The following is a 23,375-nucleotide window of genomic DNA, read 5'->3' on the forward strand; positions in this document are numbered from 1 at the left end:
CTGCAGGGCGCCAAACATGCACCCATCGCCTAGCGCGCAGTGTGTCGGCTCCAAGAGGCTGGTCACAATCTCTGCACGGTGCGCAATGGGGCGGTTGGGCGCGGTCTGTACACCCGCAAAACCTCGCCGATTCACTGAAGCCCAGCATCAGCACATATGAGGATGGCGCCTTGCAGCCCATCCAAAAACCGCCTCATTGCCCAATTGCGCCGCAGATCGTGAACAGGTTCTTATGCGGCGTTCTTGTCCCAGGTGCCCTTGGGCAGCACCTGACCCACGGCAGAGCGCTGCACTTGGATTTCCACGCCCTGGGCCACCTCCAGGTGAATCCATTGATCGCTCAGGCGGCTGACGCGACCGACGATGCCCCCAGCGGTAGTCACCTCATCGCCCTTGGCCAGCGCGTCGATCATCGCGCGGTGCTCTTTCTGGCGCTTCATCTGCGGGCGAATCATGATGAAGTACAGCACCACGAACATCAGCACCAAAGGCAGGATGCCCGACAGCAGAGACTGACCGCCTGCGGCAGGAGCCACCGCAGGGGCCGTTTGAGCGAAAGCAACAGAAATCATGGCAACAAACTCCAAAAAACAGCCAAAAAACAAACCTGCGGGCGCCAATACCTACGCCCCGCTGTGCCAGGGGCAGGCCCGACGCGCCTTGGACAGACAAGCCACATGCAGGGCCGCAGCAGAAAATGCAAGCCGCGCACATCGACAGTGCAAGAAAAAGGCGGCCCGAATCGGCGCGTCATGTGCACTGCAGCTCTGGAAGGAGGCAGCAGGCGGGGCCGACTCCGCAGCCATGGAGTGCCTGCACAGGCCGTCGCACGGCACAGCGCCCGCACTCCTCGCACTCCGATCGCCCAGGTGTGCAAGCCACAGCTGCCACAGCCACTCTGCCCAAAACCCGCCATTGTATGCGCCAGCACACTGGGGCAATGGGCAGGCCGCTCAGAGGGGCTGGCCCCACATGCAGGCCCTTATGCAAGGCACGCCCATGCGCGGCAGGGCATGCCTGCCATGGCCATTGGCGATGGCAGCGCGGCAGGCACACAGGCCCGCCAGGGTGCCTGACAGATGTTTGATAATGCGCCGCTTTGCACGGCCTGCCCCGGCTACAAAGCAGTGATGACATGCGGCAGTGGCCCACAGGCATCGAAAGAGAACAACACCATGCGAACAAGCAAGCAAAGCGAGAGCGCCGACACGCCAGCCGTTTTGCGCGGCGTGCGCGTCGTTGAAATGGGCCAGCTCATCGCCGGGCCATTTTGCGGCAAGACGCTGGGCGATTTTGGCGCAGAGGTCATCAAGATCGAGCCCCCCGGCAGTGGCGACCCCTTGCGCAATTGGCGCTTGATCAAGGACGGCACATCCGTCTGGTGGCAGGTGCAGTCGCGCAACAAGCGTTCGCTGGCGCTGGATCTGCGCCAACCCGAGGGGCAGGACATCGCCCGCCGCCTGATTGCCGAAGCCGATGTGCTGATCGAGAACTTCCGTCCAGGCACGCTGGAGGGCTGGGGCATGGCGCCCGAGCAGTTGCACGCACTCAACCCTGGGCTGGTAATTTTGCGCATCTCCGGCTATGGGCAAAGCGGGCCTTACCGCGACCGACCTGGCTTTGGCGTGATCGGCGAATCCATGGGCGGGCTGCGCCAGCTCACGGGCGAGCCCGGTCGCGTGCCGGTGCGCTGCGGCATCTCCATCGGCGATACGCTGGCCGCGCTGCACGGCACCATTGGCGTTCTGCTGGCGCTCTACCACCACAAGGTCCATGGCGGCCCAGGCCAAGTCATTGACGTGGCGCTGCACGAAGCCGTGTTCAACTGCATGGAAAGCCTGATCCCCGAGTACAGCGTGTTCGGCGCTGTACGCGAAGCCGCCGGCAGCGCACTGCCCGGCATTGCGCCATCAAATGCCTACCCCTGCCGCGATGGCTGGGTGCTGGTGGCCGGCAATGGCGACAGCATCTTCAAACGCCTGATGCAGGCCATCGGCCGCAGCGATCTGAGCGAGGATGCCGCACTGGCGCACAACGCCGGGCGCGTAGCGCGCGTGGCCGAGATCGACGAGGCCATCGGCGCCTGGACAACGATGCGCAGCGTGGCCGAAGTCCTGCAGGCGCTGGAGGCCGCCCAGGTGCCAGCCGGCAAGGTCTACACCGCCCGCGACATTGCCGAGGACCCGCACTACCGAGCGCGCGACATGCTGCTGGAGCAGACCACGCGCGATGGCTACACGCTGACAGTGCCCGGTATCGTGCCCAAACTCTCAGCCACGCCCGGCGGCATCCGCCACAGCGCGCCAAAGCTGGGCGACGACACCGACGCCGTGCTGCGCGAACTGGGCCTAACGCCCCAGCAGTGCACCGCGCTGCGGGAAAAGGGCATCGTGCAATAAACACCGCCGCCGACGCGGCCAGCCATGCCGCAGCGCACGCCCTGGCAAGGCATCATCGCTCTGGCCCCGACTTTTCTAGGGCCTGTTCACACTATGCAAGGAGACACCGCATGATCTCTTCCACAACAACAGCTGCCAGCCGCTGGCTGCTGGCCGGCGCTGCGCTGGGCCTGGCCACGCTGGGCCAAGTCTGGGCGCAGGACTATCCAAGCCGTCAACCCATCACGCTGGTGGTGCCCGCATCCCCCGGCGGCACCACTGATCTGGCCGGCCGCATGCTGGCCCAGCCACTGGGCCAAGTGTTGGGGCAATCCGTGGTGGTCGACAACAAGGCTGGTGGCAGTGGCGCCATTGCTGCCAATCTGGTGCGCCGCGCTGCGGCCGATGGTTACACACTGTTGATGCAGTATTCGGGCTTTCACGTCATCACCCCGCACGTGACCGCAGCGCCGCAATGGCAACAAAGCGACTTCATCCCCGTGGCCAGCGTGCTGGCAGCGCCGCAAATCGTCGTGGTGCGCGCTGATCTGCCGGTCAAGAGCCTGCAGGAGCTCATTGCCTATGCCAAGGCCAACCCAGGCAAGCTCAACTACGCATCCTCTGGCAATGGCTCATTGCAACACGTCACCGGCATGCAGTTGGAGCAACAGGCCGGCATCCAGATGGTGCATGTGCCTTACAAGGGCACGGGCCCGGCCTTGCAGGACCTGCTGGGCGGCCAGGTGGATCTGACCTTTGGTACAGCACCTCCTTTCGTGCCGCATGTGCAATCGGGCCGCCTGCGGGTACTGGCCGTGACCGGCAGTGAGCGCCTGCCCAGCCTGCCCAATGCGCCGACCACGGCAGAAGCAGGCTACCCAGGCGTGAACGCCTCCTCATGGTTTGGGGTATTCGCGCCAGCGGGCACGCCACAGCCCGTGATCGACAAGCTGGTCGCCAGCATCGAACAGGTAGTGTCCGAACCCACGTTTGCGCAAAGCGCTCTCCAGCAAGGGGCCAAAGCCGATTTCAGCGCCCCCGCTGCTTTTGCCCAACGGGTACAAAACGATTACGCCGCCTGGGCCGACATCGTCAAATCAGCAAGTATCACGGCCCAGTGACATCAGCGGACAAGGGGTCAAGCCAGAGCGCCCTATGACGTTGCCAAGGCTTGCCCCCTGCAACAGGGTCAGCTTGCTTCGACAGTCGGCCAGTGCACTGCATTCACAGAGCAGTCACTCAAGCTGTACCAGCACAGACCAAAAAACGATGGCTTTGGGTGCAAAGACGCACCCAAAGCCATCTTTTTTCAGGCCATATCCCTGCAAAAAGCCTTTTAGAAACCCAGCAGCCGGTTCAGCCAGCCATTCACACGCTCTGGCGTGCATACCAAAATCAGCAGGCCTGCGCCCCCCAAGAAAGGGCCATAAGGGATATAGCCACCTTCACGCAGGCCTTGACGCGCTTTGAGCACCAAGCCCACCACAGCGCCCAACAAGGACGAGGCCAGCACAATGGGCAACACCGCTCCAGCCCCCAGCCAAGCACCCATGGCAGCCAGCAGCTTGAAGTCGCCGTGGCCCATCCCCTCTTTCTTGGTCACCAGCTTAAACAACATGGCGACCGACCAAAGCGACAAATACCCCACTGCCGCCCCAAGCACCGATTGACGCAGCGGCACGGCAATCAGCCCCACCCAAGATGCCATCAATCCCGCCCACAACAATGGCAGCGTCAGGGTGTCTGGCAGTAAGGTTGTGTCCCAGTCGATCAGGATCAGCGCAATCAAGACTGCACAGAAAAACGCCCAGGCCGCAGCCGTCCAGCTCATGCCCCATTGATGGCCACAAAATGCAAACGCAGCCGCCGTCGCCAGCTCTACCAGTGGATAACGCAGACCAATCGGTGTCTGGCATGCCTTGCAACGCCCGCGCAGCACTAAATAGCTCAGCACCGGAACATTTTCCAGTGCAGAAACAGGGTGTCCGCAAGCCCGGCAACGCGAACGCGGCGTCACCAGATTGAATGGCGTCGTCTCCCCAGCAGCATCATCGGGCAACTCAATTCCCTGCTCGCGCAGAAAAGCCACGCTGTCATGCCGCCAGGCACGCTGCAGCATGACAGGCAGTCGGTACACCACCACATTGAGAAAACTGCCGATGAGCAAACCCAGCAGGGCAAAAATCAGTGCCGCCGCCCAAGCATCCAAAGCCATCAAACCACCTGCCCCAGCTTGAAGATTGGCAAATACATGGCCACCACAATGCCGCCAATCAAGGTACCCAGCACCACGATGATGATGGGTTCCATCAAAGAGGACAGGCCCTCCACCTTGGTGTCCACCTCGGCCTCGTAATAATCGGCCGCCTTGGACAGCATATGATCCAGCGAGCCCGACTCCTCGCCAATGGCCGTCATTTGCAGCACCATGGACGGGAACACATTGGCGTTCGTCATGGCCGCTGTCAGGCTAGTGCCCGTCGCCACTTCTTTCTGGATATCTTCCGTAGCCTTGCGATACACATAATTACCCGATGCGCCCCCCACGGCATCCAGCGATTCCACCAGAGGCACCCCAGCCGCAAACATGGTCGACAGTGTGCGAGTCCAGCGCGCAATACTGGACATGTTCACCAGTTCACCAAAGATGGGCAGCTTCAGCAAAGTGCGATCGACGAATATCTGCACTTTCTCATTGCGGCGCCAGGCCTGATAGGCGAAATAGCTTCCCGCCCCAATTACGATGGCAATCAACCAAAACCATTGCACAACAAAATCACTGATAGCCATCACAATCAGGGTTGGAGCCGGCAAATCGGCACCAAAATTGGTGAAAACTTCCTTGAAAGCCGGAATCACCCAAATCATGATCACCGTCAACACCACTGCTGCGACCACCAGCACTGCTATAGGGTACATCAGCGCTGATTTCACCTTGGATTTGACCGCCTCCATCTTTTCCATGTAGGTAGCCAAACGATCGAGCAGATCTTCGAGAATACCTGCTGCCTCACCTGCCTCCACCAAGTTGCAGTAGAGATTATCAAAATAAAGAGGATATTTTCTGAATGCCGCACTCAGCGGGCTACCACTTTCCACATCAGCCTTGATGTTGTTGAGCAGACGAGTGACATTGGGATTGGGGTTGCCTCTCGCCACAATATCGAAGGACTGCAGCAGCGGCACGCCAGCGCGCATCATGGTAGCCAATTGACGTGTGAAAACAGCAATATCACGGCCCTTGATCTTCTTGCCGGATTTCATGCGGCGCTTCTTGATCTTGGTCGCAAAAATCCCTTGACGACGCAAGGTGGCTCTCACCTGGTTCTCACCTGCGGCCGTCATCTCCCCGCGCACCAAGCGGGCATTGCGATCCTTGCCCTCCCATTCATAAAGAAATGTCTTGGTAGCGTTTTTGGTTTTTCCCTTGCTTGCTGCCGCAGTAGTGGTTGCCATGATTTCTAGCCCTCGTTGTTATGCAGAGAATTATTCGTTGGTCACAGCCAGCACTTCTTCCAAGGAAGTCACGCCCAGCTTGACTTTTTGCAGCCCTGACTGGCGAAGTGTGCGCACGCCTTCTTTTTCAGCCTGCTCCTGAATTTCGATTGCGGAACCATCATTGAGGATAATGCGCTGGATTTCCTCACTGATGGGCATCACCTGATAAATACCCACTCGACCTTTGTAGCCGTTGTTGCACGCCGAGCAACCCACTGGCTTATAAGGGACCCAGGAGCCATCCAGATCATCGTAATTAAAGCCCGCATCGATCAAAGCATCCACTGGGATATCGGTCTCTTCCTTGCACTGATTACAAAGACGACGCGCCAGGCGCTGCGCAGTGATCAGAATCACGCTGGAAGCAATATTGAAAGGAGCAATCCCCATGTTGCGCAAGCGAGTCAATGTGGTCGGGGCATCGTTGGTGTGCAGCGTGGACAAAACCAAATGCCCAGTTTGGGCGGCCTTGATGGCGATGTCCGCCGTTTCCAGATCACGGATCTCACCCACCATGATGATGTCGGGATCCTGGCGCAAAAACGATTTCAGGGCTGCAGCAAACGTCAAGCCAGCCTTTTCATTGACGTTGACCTGATTCACGCCCGGCAGGTTGATTTCCGAGGGGTCCTCAGCCGTGGAAATATTCACCCCTGGTTTGTTCAACAGATTCAGACAGGTGTACAAGGACACCGTTTTACCCGAGCCCGTTGGCCCAGTCACCAGCACCATGCCATATGGACGCTCAATGGCCGTGAGCAGACGCTCCTTCTCAATCGGTTCGTAGCCCAGCGCATCAATACCAATTTTTGCATTACTGGAATCCAGAATACGAATGACGATTTTCTCGCCAAACAATGTAGGCAAAGTACTGACACGAAAATCGATGGATTTTCCGCCAATGCGCATTTTGGTGCGACCATCCTGCGGGATGCGTTTCTCGGCGATATCCAATCGGGAGATCACTTTAATTCGAGATGCCAGGCGCTCCTTGATGGAAACAGGCGGTGCAGCATATTCACGCAACTCACCGTCAATGCGAAAACGCACACGATAATTGAATTCATACGGCTCGAAATGCAAGTCTGAAGCCCCCAGACGGTAGGCATCAATGATCATTTTCTGCAAAAACCGCACCACCGGCGCATCATCGGCATCGCTGGAGGCATCGCCAGCGTCATCATCTGACACCTCCTCTACGATGCCATCGAGCTCATCGAACTGGAAATCCGAAGACTGCCCATCGAGGGCATTGGCCTTGGCCAGCTCATCGAGCAAGGCTGCGACCTTGTCGTGCGCCGCCACCAGCCACTCGATGGAGGCCTGGGTGGCAAACTTCAGCTTCTCCGCCGTATCGCGATTGCTGGGGTCGGCGCTGGCGACGATCAGCCGGTTCTGGCGCTTGCCCAGCACAACCACTTTGTAGGACAGGCATAGCTTCAAATCCAACAGATCGGCTGGCAAACGCATGGCATCGACAGCTCCCAGGTCGATGTAGGGCACGGCAAAAACATCCGAAATGGTTTTGGCCGCCTGTGTAGCGGACAGGACATTGCCTTCGACCAATGCGCTGAGAAAGTCCCGCCCTTCGTTGCGAGCCCGCTGCAGCGTGGCATCCACCTGCTCCTGCGTCAGCTGCTTGGCAACCAGAAATGCCCTGGCAACGCTGGGCACGACCAGTTCGGCAGTGGCTTTTTTGGTGAGATCTTCAGTGGCCATTTGTCAGCGACACGGTGTGGGGTTTGAAAGTGAAAATGCGGCAGCAACAAGCACATTAGCTTGTGCAGTGTATCGGATTTCTGTACAAGTGGTTACGTTTATTCCAGGGTAATCCCCAGTAAACGTTAACTATTCCTATCCTGTTGTTTTTCAGCAGGTTTGCCCATCTGTTCATCAGACTGATGAACGCATGTTGTGCGCTTGATCGGCCCATGGGCCAGTAAAGAAGCCATCACCGCCAAGCAGCCACAATCAAGACAGCGCATACAGTCCAGAGGACCTGCCTACACTAGAGCGTGTTGCCGACCGTCACCCATACGCCTACCTTTCATATGCTGCTCCTGCGCCACATCCCCTCATTGATTCCTCGCTTGCAGCGCTACGCTGTCGCCGCCCCGCCACGCCCGCGCCGCTGGCTCACTGCCTGGCTGCTTGCAGTGCCACTATTGGGCGGCGCAGCGCTGGCGCAAACGCCTTCCACAGCCACAGGCACAGGGGTGCTGCGCTTTCCCGCCAGCGTTCAGCAAGGCTCCATGGTGATTGGGCGCGTGCCAGTTGACAGCCATGTGCAATACCGGGGCCGGGTGTTGCGTACGACCGGCTATGGCACGGTCGTATTCGGCGTGGGCCGCAATGAGCCAGGCCCAGCGATTGTGCAGGTGCGAACGCCCGACGGCCGCCAGCTGACGGCCACGGTCCAGGTCACGCCGCGCGACTGGCCCACTGAATACGTCAAGGGCGTGCCGCCCAAAACGGCCAGCCCAAAGGGGGAGCTTGCCGAGCGCATCAAACGCGAGCAGGCCCAGGTCACTGCCGCGCGCCAACGTGACGACGACCGCGCTGACTTTGCCCAGCCCTTCATCTGGCCCGTCAAGGGGCGCATCAGCGGGCGCTTCGGCAATGCGCGCGTCTACAACGGCATTCCCAGTGGCAGCGGTCACTCGGGCATGGACATCGCCGCCCCCACCGGCACACCGGTCAAAGCGCCCGCTGGCGGTATTGTCACCTTTGCCAACCCCAATCTGTTTCTGACTGGCGGCACGCTGCTCATCGACCATGGCTTTGGCATCAGCTCCAATTTCCTGCACCTCTCGCGTATCGACGTGCAGGTCGGCCAGCGCGTCGAACAAGGGCAGATCATCGCCGCCGTCGGCGCCACCGGGCGCGCCACCGGGCCGCATCTGCACTGGGGCATGAACTGGTTCGACGTGCGCCTGGATCCGCTCTTGGTACTGGAGCGCAAACCGTAATGCCCTCTGCCGCCACAGACCCCATGACCACCCCCTCGCCAGTGGCCGACTGCCACTGGCGCGCCATGGCCCTAGACGATCTGGATGCCGTACTGCCCATCGAAGAGGCCAGTCACAGCCATCCCTGGAGCCGAGGCAACTTCGCAGACTCCATCACTGCAGGTTTTTTCATGCCTTGCCTGTGGCAAGAGCAGCGCCTGCTGGGCTATCTGGTGGCCATGCCTGGGGTGGACGAGGCCCACCTGCTCAACATCACCGTTGCCCCAGCCTGCCGCGGCATGGGACTGGGCCAATTGCTGCTGCAGGCGCTGGAATTCTGGGCGCTGAAACAGCAGGCCACCCAGCTGTGGCTGGAAGTGCGACAAAGCAATGCCCGCGCCCAGGACGTTTATGTGGCGGCCGGCTACCAGACCATCGCCGTGCGCAAGCACTATTACCCGCTCGACGGCCAGCAGCGCGAGCACGCCATCGTGATGTGCAAGTCCTTGGCCATTGCGCCCGCCGCTGCGGCTGGATGCGATTGAGCAGCGCTTCGCCAAGACTTGGGGCCTGCTCAAAGGCTAGGCCGGAGCGAGCAAGAAGTGGTTTGAGATAGGCTTTGCGGGCGCTGCAAACCACCCCCAATCCGCTTCATTGCCTGCCATGCAGAGCCTTCGAACAGGCTCTTACAATCACCGCCAGCTTCAGCCGCCCTGCCCCATTGCTCCTTTTCCTTTGCTCTAGGCCATGCTCAGCCGCTCCGACAGCGCCAGCCCCCCCTGGCTGGATGCCCGACGCCACGCCATGCTGCAGGCCATGGGGGCCGATCCATGGTGGCTCGGGCCGGCACCGCATGCGCCTACAACAGATCGCCCCCCGGCAAATGCCGTTCCGCACAGGCCCAGCGACATGCCTGCGGCCGCTGCTGAACCGACCATGGCCGCGCGCAATCGACCCACGGCGCCGGGTAATGCCCCTCACGGCGCACTGTCCGGCCCCACTCGCCCAGGCCGTCCCCCTCTTGCGCGGGCTACCGCAGCGCCCCAAGCCCGGCCTCCGGCCACGGCCTCTGCCAGCCCCCTAAGCACCACAGTGCTGACGCCTGCTGCGCCACTGTTCCCGCCCGAAAGCCACCAAGCCGTCCATGCCAGCAACTGCCTGCTGGTCGTGGACGATTTGCGCCCACTAGGGCCTGAGCACGACGCCGCGCTACTGCTGCTACACAACATGGTGCGCGCCATGGGCCTGGCGCACAGCCCAGGGCTGTGGTGCAGCTGGGCGCAGCGCCCTGCAGACGACCAGCCCCGGCAGGGGCAAGACTGGTCCCTTCAGGCCTGGCTGGCGCAGCAGCGCCCGGCCCTCATCCTGGCCCTGGGCCGCGACAGCGCCCAGCACCTGCTGGGCGAATCACTGCCGCTGGGGGCGCTGCGCAAAACCCAACACCAGTTCGGCGGCACGGCATTGGTGGTCAGCTACAGCCCTGCCTACCTGCTGCGCGCCGCCCACGCCAAGCGCGATGCCTGGCGCGATCTGCAAGGCGCCATGCAACTGCTGCAGACACAGGAGCCGAGCTAAGGGGCCTGCCTCCAGTGCCATAATTGCCTGTTGCAGCGCAACACCCTTTGCCATGGCATGTGTCGCAAACCCATGCCGTTTTGTAGCGCCATTGAATTGGAGTCCTCGATGGAAGCCGACCCGAGTCGCTAGCTTTCAGCGCCCAGGCCGTGCCTGTCCGGGAAATTGCCCGGGGGCCATGGTGGCAGGCGCTGAAAGCCGCCCCAGCCCCTCTTCGCCCCTTTCCCGCAACCCGTCACGCCGCAATGGAGCGCCCCGATGCTCAATGTCTTCGTCCTGGTCAATGGCCGCCTGGTGCAAAAGGACATCGAAACCCTGCATGACCTGACCCAGCTCCAGCCCGTCTGGGTGGACATGGAATCGCCCACGCAGGAAGAAAAGCTCTGGATCAAGCAGCATTTCTCATTGCACATCCCGGACGATGCGGTGGATGACGACATCGAGGAATCGGCGCGCTTTTACGAGGAAGACAACGGCGAGCTGCACATTCGCAGCGACTTTCTCATCGATGACGACTCGCCGCGCTACGTGCGCGTGGCCTTCATCATGAATCTGCAGAACCGCGAGCTGCGCAGCCACAACGTGCTGTTCTCCATCCGCGAGGACGACGTGCCGGTGTTTCGCCTCTTTCGTCTGCGCGCGCGGCGCATCCCCGGCCTGATCGAGGACTGCAAAGAGGTGCTGCTGAGCCTGTTCGACACCGATGCGGAGTATTCGGCCGATTCGCTGGAGTGGATTTACGACGAGCTGGATGCGGCCAGCCAGCGCATCCTCTCGGGCGAGGTCAACGACGAGCAGGCCGGCGAGGTGCTGGGCAGCATCGCCCGCCACGAGGACTTGAACGGCAAGATCCGCCGCAACATGATGGACACGCGCCGCGCCGTGAGCTTTCTCATGCGCAGCAAAATCCTCAGCGCAGAGCAGTTCGAGGATGCGCGCCAGATCCTGCGCGACATCGAATCGCTGGACAACCACACGGCCTTTCTGTTCGACAAGATCAACTTCCTGATGGATGCCACCGTCGGCTTTATCAACATCAACCAGAACAAGATCATCAAGCTGTTCTCAGTGGCCAGCGTAGCCCTGCTGCCGCCCACACTGATTGCCAGCATCTACGGCATGAACTTCCAGTTCATGCCCGAGCTGAGCTGGAAGTACGGCTACCCCTTCGCGCTGGGGCTGATGATCGCCAGCGCCGCGCTGCCCATGCTGTACTTCCGCCGCAAGGGCTGGCTCAAATAAAAGTGCATCACACGCTCTAGGCAAAAAGCCTGGGCGCCTTGTCGGCCGCCCAGGCTTTTTTCATCGGCATCCGGCCTTGTTGCCATGGCCTGCGCGCCCAAGCGCGCTCACCAGCGCTCGCGGATACGCCCGTAAGCCCAGCTGCCAAACTGCTGGTGCACCGTGGGGGTCAGGTAAATGGCGTCGGCAAAGCCATAACGCTCGACCTGGGGCGAGACCAGCGTCGTGCTGTTGCACAGCGCGGAGTTGACCTGGCCTGCGCCAATGCCGATGCCGGCGCCGGCATCGACCGAGGTGCACACCGGACGGTCAATGTGCTCGATGCCGAAATACTGCGGGCCCGTCGTGATGTTGTTGAGGTAGTACTCAAAATCCACATACAGCGCGCGATTGCCAAAACCCTGCGCATGCATGGAGACCTTGAAGCCCTCGTTGAACTGGCGCGTCAGATCGCGCAGAAACGCCTGCTCCTGCAGGTTGCGCGCCCACACCGAGGTGCCCAGGTCGTAACTGCCGATGATGGCCACATGCTGCGCCCCGTTGGCCAGCAAGCGCTGCACTTGCTCGGTCAGGGCTTGGCCTGCGCGGCGCACTTGCTGGCCCGCGGCCTCGCGCGTGATCTGGCCCGCCAGCGCCGCACGAGCCTGCACGATGATGTCGGCCGTGCCGCCGCTGACCAGCACGAGATCGGTCTGGCCAAACTGCTGGGCGGCCAAGAAAGCGTCAATCTGCTCGGCCAGCGTCGGCGTGCTGGCCTCGCCAGCGGCGTCGGGTTTGGCGCTGACGCGCGCATTGCCTTGCGCAAAGGACAGGCCGCCTTGCGCCGAAGGCTTCAGGCTCAAGCCGTAGTCGCGTGCAACCTGCTCGCTCCAGTTCGAAATGCCCCCCGTGCCATTGACGGTGTAGCTCGAGCCTCTCTGGCCCAGGTCGCTGTGGCCATCGCCAAACGCAATGATGCGGCTGGGGGTGAGCGCCGACTCGACGGTGCTGCTTGAGCCGCAGGCGCTCAAAGCGACGGCGGTAATGCCTGCTGCCAGCGGAGCGATGCAGCGGCGCCATTGGTATGCCATGGTGGTGTTCTCCGGTTGCGTTGGGCCAGCGTCGCGGCCGGGCACTATGGGGCAGGCACCGTGCGCATCGCCATGGGCAGCGCTGGTGGCCCACAGGCCCGGGCATGCATGGGCCGGCGGGCGAAAGCCTGTGCCCATTTTTCTCGACCCGCAACAACACAGATCTGAAAAGCACACCCGCCTGCCAAGCACAAAGCGCAGCATTGCCAAACGCATCGCACGCATTGCTTTCGGGCGGCCGCCGCTTTTCCAAAACCGTCGCAACGGAGCCAAGAACGAAGGCACAACAGCGCGCTAGTTTATCCGCTGGCGCTGGCCGCCGCGCGCTCGATCCGGTCGCGCACACCATCCCAGGCCGGCTCATCGGGCACGGTCTCGATCCAAATGAGCTTCACGCCCTGGACATCAAAGCTGCGCAGCACCTGGAACAGCTCCTGTGCGGTGGCCTGCGGCGTGGCCGGCATGCGCCGCAGCACGATGTCACGCGATGGGCTGTGCATGGGCGTGCGCGCATACACGGCAATGTGCTTGCCTTGCGCGCCCAGAATGCCCAGCGCCGTCTGGATGGCGCTGGCATCCATCAGCCGCACCGTGGCATTGGGGGCATAGTGGGCGCTGAGCGTGCCTGGCGCCTGCGGCGCGCCGTCATCTTGGGCATCACGCGCTGCGCCGCTGCGGCCCACGGGCAGGCCAGTGACGCGGGCGATGTCCTGCGCCTGTACGTGACCGGGGCGCAGCAGCACGGGCTGGCCACGGCTGCAATCGACGATGGTGGATTCGATGCCGATTTCGCAGGCGCCGCCATCGAGCACCAGCAAATCGCCCTGGCCGCTGCCGGCCAGCTCCTCGATGACGTGCTCAGCCTGGGTCGGGCTGACGCGCCCAAAGCGGTTGGCGCTGGGCGCGGCCAGGCCACGGATCGGTGGGTCGGCCTGCAGCCCTTGTTGCAGCACTTGGCGCGCCACCGGATGGGCCGGACAGCGCAGCCCGATCGTGGCATGGCCGCCCGCGGCGCGCTCGGCCACGCCCGGGCGCCGCGGCAGGATCAGCGTCAGCGGGCCGGGCCAGAAAGCGGCCATCAGCGCGCGGGCGAAGTCCGGGACGGCTGCGGCAAAGTATTCGGCAGCAGCCGCATCGGCCACATGCACGATCAGCGGGTGCTGCGCCGGCCGGCCTTTGCGCAAGAAAATCTGCTGCACGGCCTGATCCTGGCAGGCATCGGCAGCCAGGCCATACACCGTCTCGGTCGGCAGCCCCAGCAACTGGCCTTGCTGCAACGCAGCAATGGCTTGGGCGATGGCGGATTCGCTGGGCGGCAGGATCATGGCAGGCGGGGGCGGCGGCGCTCAGGCGCTGCGCGCGGCAAGAAAGGGGTGGCGGCTGGGCGCGCGCGCCTGGCTGCCGAAATCACTAGGCAGGCCCAGCGCTGCGGCCACTTCAGCGGCAGTCTGCAGGGCGGCTTCCGTACCGCGCGCGGTGATGGTGACATGGCCCATCTTGCGCCCAGGGCGCGGCTGCGACTTGCCGTACAGGTGCAGGTGCACGCCAGGCAGGCCCAGAATGGCAGGCCAATCGGGCGTGACGGGCTCATCCTCGCCAGCCGGAAACCACAGATCGCCCAGCAGATTGAGCATGATGGCCGGGCTGTGCTGCTGCGGCATGGTCAGCGGCAAGCCGGCCATGGTGCGCACCTGCAGCTCGAACTGCGACACGTCGCAGGCGTCGATGCTGTAGTGCCCACTGTTGTGCGGCCGTGGCGCCATTTCATTGGCAACGACGCTGCCGTCCTTGAGCACAAAGAACTCCACGCACAGCACGCCCACGTATTCGGTGGCCACGGCAATGGCCTGGGCCGCCTGCAAGGCCTTGTCCTGCACGACAGCGTCGATAGTGCCCGGCAGCACCAACGTGGTGGCCAGAATGCCGTTGTGATGGATGTTGCGCTGCACGGGCAGATGCACCATGGCCCCGTCGAAGCCGCGCGCCAGGATCACCGAGCATTCGTAATCGAGCTCCAGGCGCTTTTCCAGCACGCAAGGCACGCGGCCCAGCGCATGCCAGGCGGCCTCCAGCTCCTGCGCATGGGCCACGGCCACCTGGCCTTTGCCGTCGTAGCCCAGGCGGGCCGTTTTCAGAATGCCCGGAAACAGCGTGGGCGCAGCCGCAATCAGCGATTGCGGCGAATCGATCACGGCAAACGGCGCCACCGGCACGCCATGGTGCTGGAAGTGGATTTTCTCGGCCGCCCGATCCTGGGCGATGGCCACGGCCACGGGCGGCGGCACGACGCGGTTGAGCTTGGCCAAGGCGGTCAGAGCATGCGCCGGTACGTTTTCGAATTCGGTGCTGATGGCTGCCGCCGACTTGGCCAGATCGGCCAGGCCGCGCGGATCGTCATAGGCGCAGACGATTTGCCGCTCACTGGCCTGCCCGGCCGAGCTGCCCGGCTGCGGATCGAGCACCACCGTGGCATAGCCCATGGCCTGGGCCGCATGCACAAACATGCGCCCCAGCTGGCCGGCGCCCATCACCCCCAGGGTGGCGCCGGGCGCAATGGGTTCGTACAGCGGCGGCTGGATGGACAGCGGCTCATGCATGAAAGAGGCCTTCTTTGGTGAGGTTGATCGATTCGGTGTGGCTGCTGGCCGCTAGGGCCTGGGGGATTGATTTGAACCAGCGCTGCCGCCTCAAGGGATATCAGGCAGTGGCAGGCGGCAATGCCATGCCGCGCGCCAGCTCGGTCTGGGCCGCGCGCCACTGCTGCAGCTGCTGGGCCAGCGACCGATTGTGCCGCGCCAGCATGGCCACGGCAAACAGCGCCGCATTGGCCGCGCCCGCAGCGCCAATGGCAAAGGTGGCCACCGGCACGCCCTTGGGCATTTGCACAATGCTGTGCAGCGAATCCACCCCCTGCAGATGGCGGCTGGCCACGGGCACGCCCAGCACGGGCACGATGGTTTTGGCCGCCAACATCCCGGGCAGGTGCGCTGCGCCGCCCGCGCCGGCGATGATGGCCTGCAGGCCGCGCTGCTCGGCCGCCTCGGCGTAGGCGAACATGTCATCGGGCATGCGATGCGCCGAAACCACCCGCGCCTCGTGCGCGATGGAGAACTCCTGAAGAATCGAAACTGCGTGCTGCATGGTCTCCCAGTCGCTGCTGGAGCCCATGACCACGCCCACCTGGATGTGCGCCTGCGTCATGCCGTCGTGTCCATGAAACAAAACGCGCGATTCTAGAGCGTGTCCTCAAACTCACCGCGAATCGCGCTCATCCCCAGGTCGGGACGGGCTGCAAAGCGCAAAACGCAACCAATCGCCCATGCGATTGCCACGTGTTGTAACTCAGCGGGCCGCCCCTATCTGGGGATGAACACAGCGCGAGGATTTTTGAGCACAGGCCCTATTGGCGGGAATGGCCGAAAAGTGCATAACACGCTCTAGGGGCATCCCTTACACTCGCGCGCTGATTCTGAATCGAACGAGGTTTGCATGATGGACGTCACGATCGAAAACTTTGAGGCCGAGGTCATCGAGGCCTCCATGCACACGCCCGTGCTGGTGGACTTCTGGGCCCCTTGGTGCGGTCCTTGTCGCTCGCTGGGGCCAGTGCTGGAGAAACTGGAGACGGCCTACCATGGCCGCTTCAAGCTGGCCAAGATCGACTCCGATCAAGAGCAGCAGCTCGCCGGCATGTTCGGTGTGCGCAGCATTCCCACCTGCGTGTTGATGGTGCAAGGCCAGCCGGTCGATGGCTTCATGGGCGCTCTGCCCGAGGCGCAGGTGCGCGCCTTCCTGGACAAGCATCTGCCCGAAGGCGCTCCGGCCATCGAGGACGAGGGCGCGGCGCTGGCGGCCGAGCCGGCCGTGGAGGAAGACCTGCAAACCCGCCTGGACAAGCTGCAGCAGGCCGTGCAGGACAAGCCCGAGGACGAGGCCGCACGCTTCGATTACGTCAAGCTGCTGCTGGAAATGGGCCTGGAAGACGAAGCCAAGGTGGCCTTTGCGCCCGTCATTGCGCAGGCCGGGACTTCACAGCGCTATGGCGCGCTCAAGACCTGGATGGACGCCCTCGACGCCGCGCACCGCGCAGGCGACGCCAATGCCCGACTCAAGGAACTGGACGCGACCATTGCCGCTGACAAGCGCAACTTCGAGGCCCGCCACCAGCGCGCACAAATCCTGTTGGCGCACAACCAATGGACGGCCGCCATGGATGAGCTGCTGGAAATCCTGATGCGCGATCGCCAATGGAACGACGGTCTGGCTCGCAAGACCTATGTGGCCATCCTGGATTTGATCGAGCCGCCCAAGCCGGCCGTGGCCGAAGGACAGATCCCGCCCGAGGACCCCACCGTGGCCAGCTACCGCCGCCGTCTCTCCAGCGTGGTGCTGAGTTGAGCGCCTGCTCAAGCCTTCTCTGATTTGGGCACGGGCCCGCCGGCGAACAGCCAGGGCTTGTCCATCAGATAAGCGCCCATCAGCCTGAGGGCGGCATCGCGCCCATGGCGCACCAAGCCTTGCGCATGGAAGATCCGGCCATTGCGCAACGCCTGTTTTTGCACCTTGGCCACGCGCCCGGCTCGCAGCCGGGCCCATTGGGCCAACGCTGCAGGGATGGCCTGGGCCGGCGCGTCGGCCTGCAGCCCTTGCAGGCATTGCCCCAGCTGCTGGGCATCTTCGATCGCCATGGCTGCGCCCTGGGCCAGGAACGGCACCATGGGATGGGCCGCATCGCCCAGCAAGGCCATGCGGCCCGATGCCAGGGCCCGGGGTGACGGCACGGGCCGGCGGATGCGCAGCGGCCATTCCGTCCAGCGATAGCCCAGCGTGTTCATGCCGTGGGCCTCGATGGCCAGAATCGTATCTTTCAGATCTTTGGCCAACGGGCCATGCCGCTCAATGCTGCCCAGCACCGCCTGGATATCTGCACTGCCGCGCCTCGTGCTGTGCGCCAACGCCGTGTCGTTGGCAATCAAGACCACATTGAGCCAGTCGTTGCCCCGCAAGGGATAAGTCACCGCATGCAGGTACTTGCCCAGCCAGGCGCTGACCTGCTGGCTTCTCAGGCAATGCGGCAGCGCAGATTGACGGATGATGCCGCGATAGGCGGTGTAGCCTGAGCGAGACAGCGGCTCTTGTGCTGCCTCCACATTTGTTTGCTGGCGCAATCGGCCGCCAGCGCCATCGGCGATCAACAGCAGCTCACCTTGAAGCTGCTGCGTCACACCATCGGCGCCCGCCATGCGCAGGGAAACAGCCTGCCCAGCGCAGTGGCTGTCAATGGCCTGTACCTGGCCGGCCATGCGCAGCGTCAGGCGCTCGGTCTGCCTGGCGCGCTGCGCCAGGCAATTGAGCAAATCGGCCCGCAGCACAGTGGCATAGGGGGCGCCATAGCGCTGCTCCGAGCTCAAACCCAGCGGCAGCGTGCCCAGAACGGCGCCTGTATGCAGGTTTTTGGCAACCATGGCATGGGGCAGGCTGGAGACGGCCAATACATCCCGCTCCAACCCCCAAGCGCGCAGGCAGCGCCAGGCATTCGGGCCGATTTGCAGGCCCGCGCCCACTTCAACGAACTGGGGGGTTTGCTCGATCAATGTGGTGGCAAAGCCTTGTTCGGCCAGCACGATGGCCGCACTCAGGCCCGCAATGCCGCCGCCCGCTACCAGTGCCTGTGATGTGGCCTGCATGTGTTCCTGATTTTTGAAGAGAAAAGCGCGCGCTACCGGCGCTGCTCAAGCTGCAGCAAGGCTCCAGCGCGCTGGGCCTGCGCGCGCAGTTGCGCCAGGGTGATGTCGCCATTGGCAATCACCAGATCGGCCGCGGCCAGCTTGGTGCGGCGCGGCGCCTGCTGGCCAAGGATGCGCTGCACTTCTTGCGCCGGCAATTGCGAGCGCTGCATGACGCGCTGCAGTTGCAGCTCGGCGCTGCAATCGACGATGACCACTGCGTCCAGCCGCGGGCGCCAGTGCGCGGATTCCACCAACAAGGGGATGTCCAGCACGATGGCCGTCTGCCGGCGCGCCTGCGCTTGCTGCACCAAATCCTGCAAGGCCTGAAAAATCAAGGGATGCAAAATGGCTTCCAGCGCCTTTTTGGCCTGCGCATCGGCAAACACGCGCTGGCGCATCCTGGCCCTGTCCATAGCGCCGTCTGCGCTGACGTATTCAGTACCGAAGTGCTGCGCGATGGCGGCCACAGCCGCGCCGCCGGGCTGCGTCAGCTGGCGCGAAATACCGTCGGCATCGGCCACGGGCACGCGAAACAGCTCCTGCCACAAAGCCGCCACCGTGCTTTTGCCACTGCCAATGCCGCCGCTCAGGCCAATCAGGCGTGGCGGTTTGCTGTCTGGCTCGCAATGCATGGCAAACAGGCGGTGCGGTTCAGCGTTGGGCCGTGGCTGCGGGCGCGGGCCGCATCACTGCGGCTGCGGGTTGCGCAGGCGAATGTGCAGCTCGCGCAATTGCTTTTCGTCCACCGCGGAGGGGGCCTGGGTGAGCAAGTCCTGGGCGCGCTGGGTCTTGGGGAAGGCGATCACATCGCGGATGGATTCGGCGCGCGTCATCAGGGTGATGAGGCGATCCAGGCCAAAGGCCAGGCCGCCGTGCGGCGGCGCGCCGTATTGCAGCGCATCAAGCAGGTAGCCGAACTTGGCGCGCGCTTCTTCCTCACCGATGTTAAGGGCGCTGAACACCTTGCTTTGCACGTCGGCGCGGTGGATACGCACCGAGCCGCCGCCCAGCTCCCAGCCGTTGAGCACCATGTCGTAGGCCTTGGCCACGCACTGGCCGGGGTCGGTGGCGAGCAATTCCTCGTGGCCGTCCTTGGGGCTGGTGAAGGGGTGGTGCATGGCCACCCAGCGCTTGTCTTCCTCGTCGTACTCGAACATGGGGAAGTCCACCACCCACAGCGGTGCCCAGCGGTCTTCGAACAGGCCATTGGCCTTGCCGAATTCGCTGTGGCCAATCTTCACGCGCAGCGCGCCCATGGCGTCGTTGACGATTTTTTCCTTGTCCGCGCCGAAGAAGATCAAGTCCCCATCCTGCGCGCCGGTGCGCGCCAGCAGCTCGGCAATGGCCTTGTCGTGCAGGTTCTTGACGATGGGCGATTGCAGGCCGTCGCGGCCCTTGGCGATGTCGTTGACCTTGATCCAGGCCAGGCCCTTGGCGCCGTAGATCTTGACGAACTCGGTGTAGGCGTCGATCTCGCTGCGCGGCATGGCGCCGCCGCCGGGCACGCGCAGCGCCACAACGCGCCCGCCGGGCATGGTGGCCGGACCGGAGAAGACTTTGAACTCCACATCGGCCATCACGTCCTTGAGGTCGGTAAAGGCCAGCTTGACGCGCAGATCGGGCTTGTCCGAGCCGTACAGGCGCATGGCCTCGGCAAAGGTCATGACAGGGAATTCGCCCAGATCCACGTCCATGGTCTTGGCAAACACCTCGCAAATCATGCGCTGGAACAGCTCGCGGATGTCCTGCTCGGTGAGGAAGGATGTTTCGATATCGATCTGCGTGAACTCGGGCTGGCGGTCGGCGCGCAAGTCCTCGTCGCGGAAGCACTTGGTGATCTGGTAGTAGCGGTCGTAACCGGCCACCATCAGCATTTGCTTGTAGAGCTGGGGCGATTGCGGCAGGGCGTAGAACTGGCCGTCGTGCACGCGGCTGGGCACGAGGTAGTCGCGCGCGCCTTCGGGCGTGCTCTTGCCCAGCATGGGCGTTTCGATGTCGATGAAGCCGTGCGCATCCAGGAACTGGCGCACCGCCATGCTGACGCGGTAGCGCAGCATCAGGTTCTTCTGCATGTAGGGGCGGCGCAGGTCCATCACGCGGTGCGTCAGGCGCGTGGTTTCGGACAGGCTGTCGTCGTCCATCTGGAACGGCGGCGTGACCGAGGGGTTGAGCACTTTGAGCTCATGGCACAGCACTTCGACCCGGCCGCTTTTGAGGTTGTCGTTGCTCGTGCCTTCGGGGCGCGCGCGCACCAGGCCGGTGATTTGCAGGCAGAACTCATTGCGCACCGTTTCGGCGGCGGCGAACATCTCGGGGCGATCGGGATCGCACACCACCTGCACATAGCCTTCGCGGTCGCGCAGGTCGATGAAGATCACGCCGCCATGGTCGCGGCGGCGGTTGACCCAGCCGCACAGGGTCACAGTCTGGCCAGTCAGGGCTTCGGTGACCAGGCCGCAGTATTCGGTGCGCATTGCCATAAAAAATGTCCGTTTCTGGCTGGTTTCAGCCGGGGTTGTTCTGGTGCAAGAAAAAGAAAGCGCCACTCAGGCGGCAGCCGGTGCGGCTGGCGCGGCCGGGCTGCCGCCACCGCTGCCGGCATCGGTCGAGGCGGCTGCGGGCGCGGCATCGCCGCTGCTGGGCGCTGGGCTGGGCGGCTTGCCGCTGTTTTTGAAATCCGTGGCGTACCAGCCCGTGCCCTTGAGCTGAAAGCTCGGCGCAGACAGCTGCTTGGCAAAGGCCTGGGCGCCGCAGTGCGGGCACAGCGTCAGCGGCGCATCAGAGAGCTTTTGCAACACATCTTTGCGAAAGCCGCATTGGCCGCACAGGTAGGCGTAGATCGGCATACAACAGCGCGATGAAAAATCCAGAAAAAGGCCCATGGTCAGCCCATGGCCTGTCTGCAGAAAAAACCGCTGATTATAAAAGCCGCGCCCAGCGCCTGGGCGGCGCCCGCAAAGCGCCTGCCAGGCAGGCCGCCGGGCGCGGCTGCCGCCCTGTCGGGCCTGGCAGTTAAGCAGTTAAACTCGCAGGCTTTGTCAGAGCCTGTCTTCAAAATTGCCGCACACAGCGCTCGCCCCAGGTCGGGTTGGGCAGCAAGTTTTTACGGGCGCCGTAGACCGCCCGAATCCGCTGGATTGCCCGCTGTGCAGGGATTGTGAGCAGGCGCTCAGCCCCTTCTCTTTCTGGATGGACACCGATGCCCAGCCAAAACCCCGCCCCAGCGCCTGCCGGCGCCAAGGTGCCTTTTGAACTCAAGAGCGCCACGCTGCCCGTGGTGGCGTTGCTGCTCAAGTCCACGGACACCTACGCCATCCGCAAGGCGCTGGCCGAGCGCTTTGCCGACGAGCCGGATTTCTTCGACAACGACGCCGTCATCATCGATCTGAGCGCCGTGCGCGACGACCCTGGCGCCATCGACTTCCGCGGGCTGATGGGCACATTGCGCAGCCTCAAGACCACGCCCGTGGCGGTGCGGGGCGGCAACGCGGTGCAGATCGAGTTTGCGCGCGCCGCCGGCCTGTCCGTAGCGCCCGACGCCCCGCCGCAGCGCGCCGCCCCCGAGCCCGCGCCGCCCTCGGTGGAAATCCGCGAAGTGGTGCGTGAGGTGGAGGTGGTGCGCGAGGCGCCCGCCAGCGAGACGGTGCTGATCGACAAACCCTTGCGCTCGGGCCAGCAGGTCTATGCCCGAGGCGCGGATCTGATCGTCATGACGGCCGTGAACTTCGGCGCCGAGGTGATCGCCGACGGCCATGTGCACGTGTATGCGCCGCTGCGCGGCCGCGCCATCGCCGGTGCGCGCGGCAACCCCAATGCCCGCATCCTGACCCTGTGCCTGGAGGCGCAGCTGGTTTCGGTAGCCGGCATTTACCGCACGGCGGAAAACGACTTGCCGCCAGAAGTCGCCGGCCGCCCGGCGCAGGTGCGCCTCGATGGCGAGCGCCTGCTCATCGAGCCGCTGGGCAAAGGCTGAGCAATGACACTCTGAAACACCGCCAGCTCATGACAGGCGCCAAGCGCCACGCACACCAAGGCAGAATACGCACACTTTGACCCGCTCCGCCCCGCAGCCACCGGGCCGGGTGCGACCAGAACCGTAACTTTCACAGGATGCATTCCATGGCCAAAATCATCGTCGTCACTTCCGGAAAAGGCGGGGTCGGTAAAACCACCACCAGTGCCAGCTTCTCATCGGGCCTGGCCATGCGCGGGCACAAAACGGCAGTGATCGATTTCGACGTGGGGCTGCGCAATCTGGACCTGATCATGGGCGCCGAGCGCCGCGTGGTCTACGACCTGATCAACGTCATCCAGGGCGAGGCCAACCTGAATCAAGCGCTGATCAAGGACAAGCAGCTGGAAAACCTCTACATCCTGGCCGCCTCGCAAACGCGCGACAAGGACGCGCTGACCGAGGAAGGCGTGGAAAAAGTGCTCAATGACCTGGCCGGCATGGGTTTCGAGTACATCATCTGCGACTCGCCCGCCGGCATTGAAAGCGGCGCGCTGCTGGCGATGAAGTTTGCCGATGAGGCCCTGGTCGTGACCAACCCGGAAGTCTCCTCGGTGCGCGACTCCGACCGCATCCTGGGCATGCTCTCGTCCAAGACCAAGCGCGCCATTGATGGCAAGGAGCCCGTCAAGGAGCATTTGCTCATCACGCGCTACAACCCCAATCGTGTGGAGGGCGGTCAGATGCTGTCGCTGACCGACATCCAGGAAATCCTGCGCATCCCGCTCATCGGCGTCATCCCCGAATCCGAGACCGTGCTGCAGGCCTCCAACCAGGGCCTGCCTGCCGTGCACATGAAGGGCTCGGACGTGGCCGAGGCTTATCAGGACGTGATCGCCCGCTTCCTCGGTGAGCAGCGGCCGCTGCGCTTTGTCGATGCCCAGAAAGGCGGTTTTCTCAAGCGCATCTTCGGCGGGAGGTAA

General features: G+C 63.3%; 21 protein-coding genes. 9 read left to right on the top strand and 12 right to left on the bottom strand.

The features are described 5' to 3' along the window. Positions 1 to 230 precede the first annotated feature (230 nt). Positions 231 to 572 carry a preprotein translocase subunit YajC gene (yajC, locus tag CK620_RS08855; RefSeq protein ID WP_095539810.1) on the bottom strand — a complete coding sequence of 114 codons (342 nt, stop codon included), beginning with the start codon at positions 570 to 572 and terminating at the stop codon, positions 231 to 233. A 603-nt stretch (positions 573 to 1,175) separates the two neighbouring features. Between yajC and CK620_RS08860 the strand changes: the two genes are divergently transcribed. Both CK620_RS08860 and CK620_RS08865 read left to right on the top strand, forming a co-directional pair. Beyond that, positions 1,176 to 2,399 carry a CaiB/BaiF CoA transferase family protein gene (locus tag CK620_RS08860; protein WP_095550120.1) on the top strand — a complete coding sequence of 408 codons (1,224 nt, stop codon included), beginning with the start codon at positions 1,176 to 1,178 and terminating at the stop codon, positions 2,397 to 2,399. 110 nt (positions 2,400 to 2,509) lie between these two features. After that, a complete protein-coding gene (locus CK620_RS08865) occupies positions 2,510 to 3,499 on the top strand; it encodes a Bug family tripartite tricarboxylate transporter substrate binding protein (RefSeq protein WP_095550004.1) in 990 nt (329 codons plus the stop codon). Positions 3,500 to 3,714: 215 nt separating this feature from the next. Here CK620_RS08865 and CK620_RS08870 read toward each other — a convergent pair whose 3' ends face one another. Genes CK620_RS08870 through pilB form a run of 3 tightly spaced genes read right to left on the bottom strand, consistent with a single transcriptional unit; the run spans position 3,715 to position 7,595 of the window. Further along, positions 3,715 to 4,593, bottom strand: a complete 879-nt coding sequence (locus tag CK620_RS08870) for a prepilin peptidase (RefSeq protein WP_095550005.1) — start codon at positions 4,591 to 4,593, stop codon at positions 3,715 to 3,717. Then, positions 4,593 to 5,834, bottom strand: coding sequence for a type II secretion system F family protein (locus tag CK620_RS08875; RefSeq protein WP_095550006.1), 1,242 nt, complete (start codon positions 5,832 to 5,834; stop codon positions 4,593 to 4,595). Before CK620_RS08875 ends, CK620_RS08870 begins: the two co-directional genes overlap by 1 nt. A gap of 30 nt (positions 5,835 to 5,864) precedes the next feature. Beyond that, positions 5,865 to 7,595, bottom strand: coding sequence for a type IV-A pilus assembly ATPase PilB (pilB, locus tag CK620_RS08880; RefSeq protein WP_095550007.1), 1,731 nt, complete (start codon positions 7,593 to 7,595; stop codon positions 5,865 to 5,867). A gap of 332 nt (positions 7,596 to 7,927) precedes the next feature. Between pilB and CK620_RS08885 the strand changes: the two genes are divergently transcribed. The 4 genes from CK620_RS08885 to corA all read left to right on the top strand — a co-directional run bounded on the left by CK620_RS08885 (position 7,928) and on the right by corA (position 11,641). After that, positions 7,928 to 8,845, top strand: coding sequence for a peptidoglycan DD-metalloendopeptidase family protein (locus CK620_RS08885; protein ID WP_095550008.1), 918 nt, complete (start codon positions 7,928 to 7,930; stop codon positions 8,843 to 8,845). Next, the gene (gene rimI / locus CK620_RS08890) at positions 8,845 to 9,369 is read left to right on the top strand and encodes a ribosomal protein S18-alanine N-acetyltransferase (RefSeq protein WP_238946078.1); all 525 of its coding nucleotides are present in this window, start codon (positions 8,845 to 8,847) and stop codon (positions 9,367 to 9,369) included. The genes CK620_RS08885 and rimI overlap by 1 nt, the downstream gene beginning before the upstream one ends. Positions 9,370 to 9,916: 547 nt before the next feature. After that, positions 9,917 to 10,399 (top strand): uracil-DNA glycosylase family protein, encoded by a 483-nt coding sequence (locus CK620_RS14075; protein ID WP_179290610.1) that lies wholly within the window; start codon positions 9,917 to 9,919, stop codon positions 10,397 to 10,399. 258 nt (positions 10,400 to 10,657) lie between these two features. Further along, a complete protein-coding gene (corA, locus tag CK620_RS08900; protein ID WP_095550010.1) occupies positions 10,658 to 11,641 on the top strand; it encodes a magnesium/cobalt transporter CorA in 984 nt (327 codons plus the stop codon). 107 nt (positions 11,642 to 11,748) lie between these two features. Here the strand turns inward: corA and CK620_RS08905 are convergent, their stop codons facing one another. From CK620_RS08905 to purE, 4 genes are all read right to left on the bottom strand, one after another. After that, on the bottom strand, positions 11,749 to 12,711 hold the full coding sequence (locus CK620_RS08905; protein WP_095550122.1) for an SGNH/GDSL hydrolase family protein: 963 nt from the start codon (positions 12,709 to 12,711) through the stop codon (positions 11,749 to 11,751). A gap of 299 nt (positions 12,712 to 13,010) precedes the next feature. Next, on the bottom strand, positions 13,011 to 14,036 hold the full coding sequence (locus tag CK620_RS08910; RefSeq protein WP_095550011.1) for an L-threonylcarbamoyladenylate synthase: 1,026 nt from the start codon (positions 14,034 to 14,036) through the stop codon (positions 13,011 to 13,013). A gap of 21 nt (positions 14,037 to 14,057) precedes the next feature. Continuing rightward, entirely contained in the window at positions 14,058 to 15,308 is a 1,251-nt protein-coding gene (locus CK620_RS08915) for a 5-(carboxyamino)imidazole ribonucleotide synthase (RefSeq protein ID WP_095550012.1), read from the bottom strand. A 100-nt stretch (positions 15,309 to 15,408) separates the two neighbouring features. Further along, a complete protein-coding gene (purE, locus tag CK620_RS08920) occupies positions 15,409 to 15,912 on the bottom strand; it encodes a 5-(carboxyamino)imidazole ribonucleotide mutase (RefSeq protein WP_095542932.1) in 504 nt (167 codons plus the stop codon). 288 nt (positions 15,913 to 16,200) lie between these two features. On the opposite strand from purE, the gene trxA reads away from it, so the two are divergent. Next, a complete protein-coding gene (gene trxA / locus CK620_RS08925) occupies positions 16,201 to 17,109 on the top strand; it encodes a thioredoxin (protein ID WP_095550013.1) in 909 nt (302 codons plus the stop codon). Between the two features lie 8 nt (positions 17,110 to 17,117). On the opposite strand, the gene CK620_RS08930 is transcribed toward trxA, so the two are convergent. The 4 genes from CK620_RS08930 to CK620_RS08945 all read right to left on the bottom strand — a co-directional run bounded on the left by CK620_RS08930 (position 17,118) and on the right by CK620_RS08945 (position 21,286). Then, complete coding sequence (locus tag CK620_RS08930; protein WP_095550014.1) at positions 17,118 to 18,398, bottom strand: FAD-dependent monooxygenase; 1,281 nt, start codon at positions 18,396 to 18,398, stop codon at positions 17,118 to 17,120. A 32-nt stretch (positions 18,399 to 18,430) separates the two neighbouring features. Then, entirely contained in the window at positions 18,431 to 19,072 is a 642-nt protein-coding gene (gene coaE, locus CK620_RS08935; protein ID WP_095550015.1) for a dephospho-CoA kinase, read from the bottom strand. Positions 19,073 to 19,126: 54 nt separating this feature from the next. Then, on the bottom strand, positions 19,127 to 20,920 hold the full coding sequence (aspS, locus tag CK620_RS08940; protein WP_095550016.1) for an aspartate--tRNA ligase: 1,794 nt from the start codon (positions 20,918 to 20,920) through the stop codon (positions 19,127 to 19,129). A gap of 66 nt (positions 20,921 to 20,986) precedes the next feature. After that, positions 20,987 to 21,286, bottom strand: coding sequence for an FmdB family zinc ribbon protein (locus CK620_RS08945; RefSeq protein WP_095550017.1), 300 nt, complete (start codon positions 21,284 to 21,286; stop codon positions 20,987 to 20,989). A gap of 353 nt (positions 21,287 to 21,639) precedes the next feature. Here CK620_RS08945 and minC point away from each other — a divergent pair, with 353 nt between their 5' ends. After that, entirely contained in the window at positions 21,640 to 22,413 is a 774-nt protein-coding gene (gene minC, locus CK620_RS08950; protein WP_095539827.1) for a septum site-determining protein MinC, read from the top strand. A gap of 146 nt (positions 22,414 to 22,559) precedes the next feature. Next, positions 22,560 to 23,375: a septum site-determining protein MinD gene (gene minD / locus CK620_RS08955; RefSeq protein ID WP_095550123.1), complete on the top strand. Its 816-nt coding sequence runs from the start codon at positions 22,560 to 22,562 to the stop codon at positions 23,373 to 23,375.

It is taken from the genome of Vandammella animalimorsus (assembly GCF_002285285.1).
Classification (GTDB): Bacteria; Pseudomonadota; Gammaproteobacteria; order Burkholderiales; family Burkholderiaceae_C; genus Lampropedia; species Lampropedia animalimorsus.

Excerpts from the sequence above, each read along its gene's own strand:
- CK620_RS08865 (WP_095550004.1), top strand. The coding sequence starts at position 2,510 with ATGATCTCTTCCACAACAACAGCTGCCAGCCGCTGGCTGCTGGCCGGC.
- CK620_RS08860 (WP_095550120.1), top strand. The coding sequence starts at position 1,176 with ATGCGAACAAGCAAGCAAAGCGAGAGCGCCGACACGCCAGCCGTTTTG.
- CK620_RS08945 (WP_095550017.1), bottom strand. The coding sequence starts at position 21,286 with ATGCCGATCTACGCCTACCTGTGCGGCCAATGCGGCTTTCGCAAAGAT.
- trxA (WP_095550013.1), top strand. The coding sequence starts at position 16,201 with ATGATGGACGTCACGATCGAAAACTTTGAGGCCGAGGTCATCGAGGCC.
- rimI (WP_238946078.1), top strand. The coding sequence starts at position 8,845 with ATGCCCTCTGCCGCCACAGACCCCATGACCACCCCCTCGCCAGTGGCC.
- coaE (WP_095550015.1), bottom strand. The coding sequence starts at position 19,072 with ATGCATTGCGAGCCAGACAGCAAACCGCCACGCCTGATTGGCCTGAGC.
- CK620_RS08885 (WP_095550008.1), top strand. The coding sequence starts at position 7,928 with ATGCTGCTCCTGCGCCACATCCCCTCATTGATTCCTCGCTTGCAGCGC.
- aspS (WP_095550016.1), bottom strand. The coding sequence starts at position 20,920 with ATGGCAATGCGCACCGAATACTGCGGCCTGGTCACCGAAGCCCTGACT.
- CK620_RS08905 (WP_095550122.1), bottom strand. The coding sequence starts at position 12,711 with ATGGCATACCAATGGCGCCGCTGCATCGCTCCGCTGGCAGCAGGCATT.
- CK620_RS08875 (WP_095550006.1), bottom strand. The coding sequence starts at position 5,834 with ATGGCAACCACTACTGCGGCAGCAAGCAAGGGAAAAACCAAAAACGCT.
- minC (WP_095539827.1), top strand. The coding sequence starts at position 21,640 with ATGCCCAGCCAAAACCCCGCCCCAGCGCCTGCCGGCGCCAAGGTGCCT.
- CK620_RS08910 (WP_095550011.1), bottom strand. The coding sequence starts at position 14,036 with ATGATCCTGCCGCCCAGCGAATCCGCCATCGCCCAAGCCATTGCTGCG.
- minD (WP_095550123.1), top strand. The coding sequence starts at position 22,560 with ATGGCCAAAATCATCGTCGTCACTTCCGGAAAAGGCGGGGTCGGTAAA.
- purE (WP_095542932.1), bottom strand. The coding sequence starts at position 15,912 with ATGACGCAGGCGCACATCCAGGTGGGCGTGGTCATGGGCTCCAGCAGC.
- yajC (WP_095539810.1), bottom strand. The coding sequence starts at position 572 with ATGATTTCTGTTGCTTTCGCTCAAACGGCCCCTGCGGTGGCTCCTGCC.
- CK620_RS08930 (WP_095550014.1), bottom strand. The coding sequence starts at position 18,398 with ATGCAGGCCACATCACAGGCACTGGTAGCGGGCGGCGGCATTGCGGGC.
- corA (WP_095550010.1), top strand. The coding sequence starts at position 10,658 with ATGCTCAATGTCTTCGTCCTGGTCAATGGCCGCCTGGTGCAAAAGGAC.
- pilB (WP_095550007.1), bottom strand. The coding sequence starts at position 7,595 with ATGGCCACTGAAGATCTCACCAAAAAAGCCACTGCCGAACTGGTCGTG.
- CK620_RS08915 (WP_095550012.1), bottom strand. The coding sequence starts at position 15,308 with ATGCATGAGCCGCTGTCCATCCAGCCGCCGCTGTACGAACCCATTGCG.
- CK620_RS08870 (WP_095550005.1), bottom strand. The coding sequence starts at position 4,593 with ATGGCTTTGGATGCTTGGGCGGCGGCACTGATTTTTGCCCTGCTGGGT.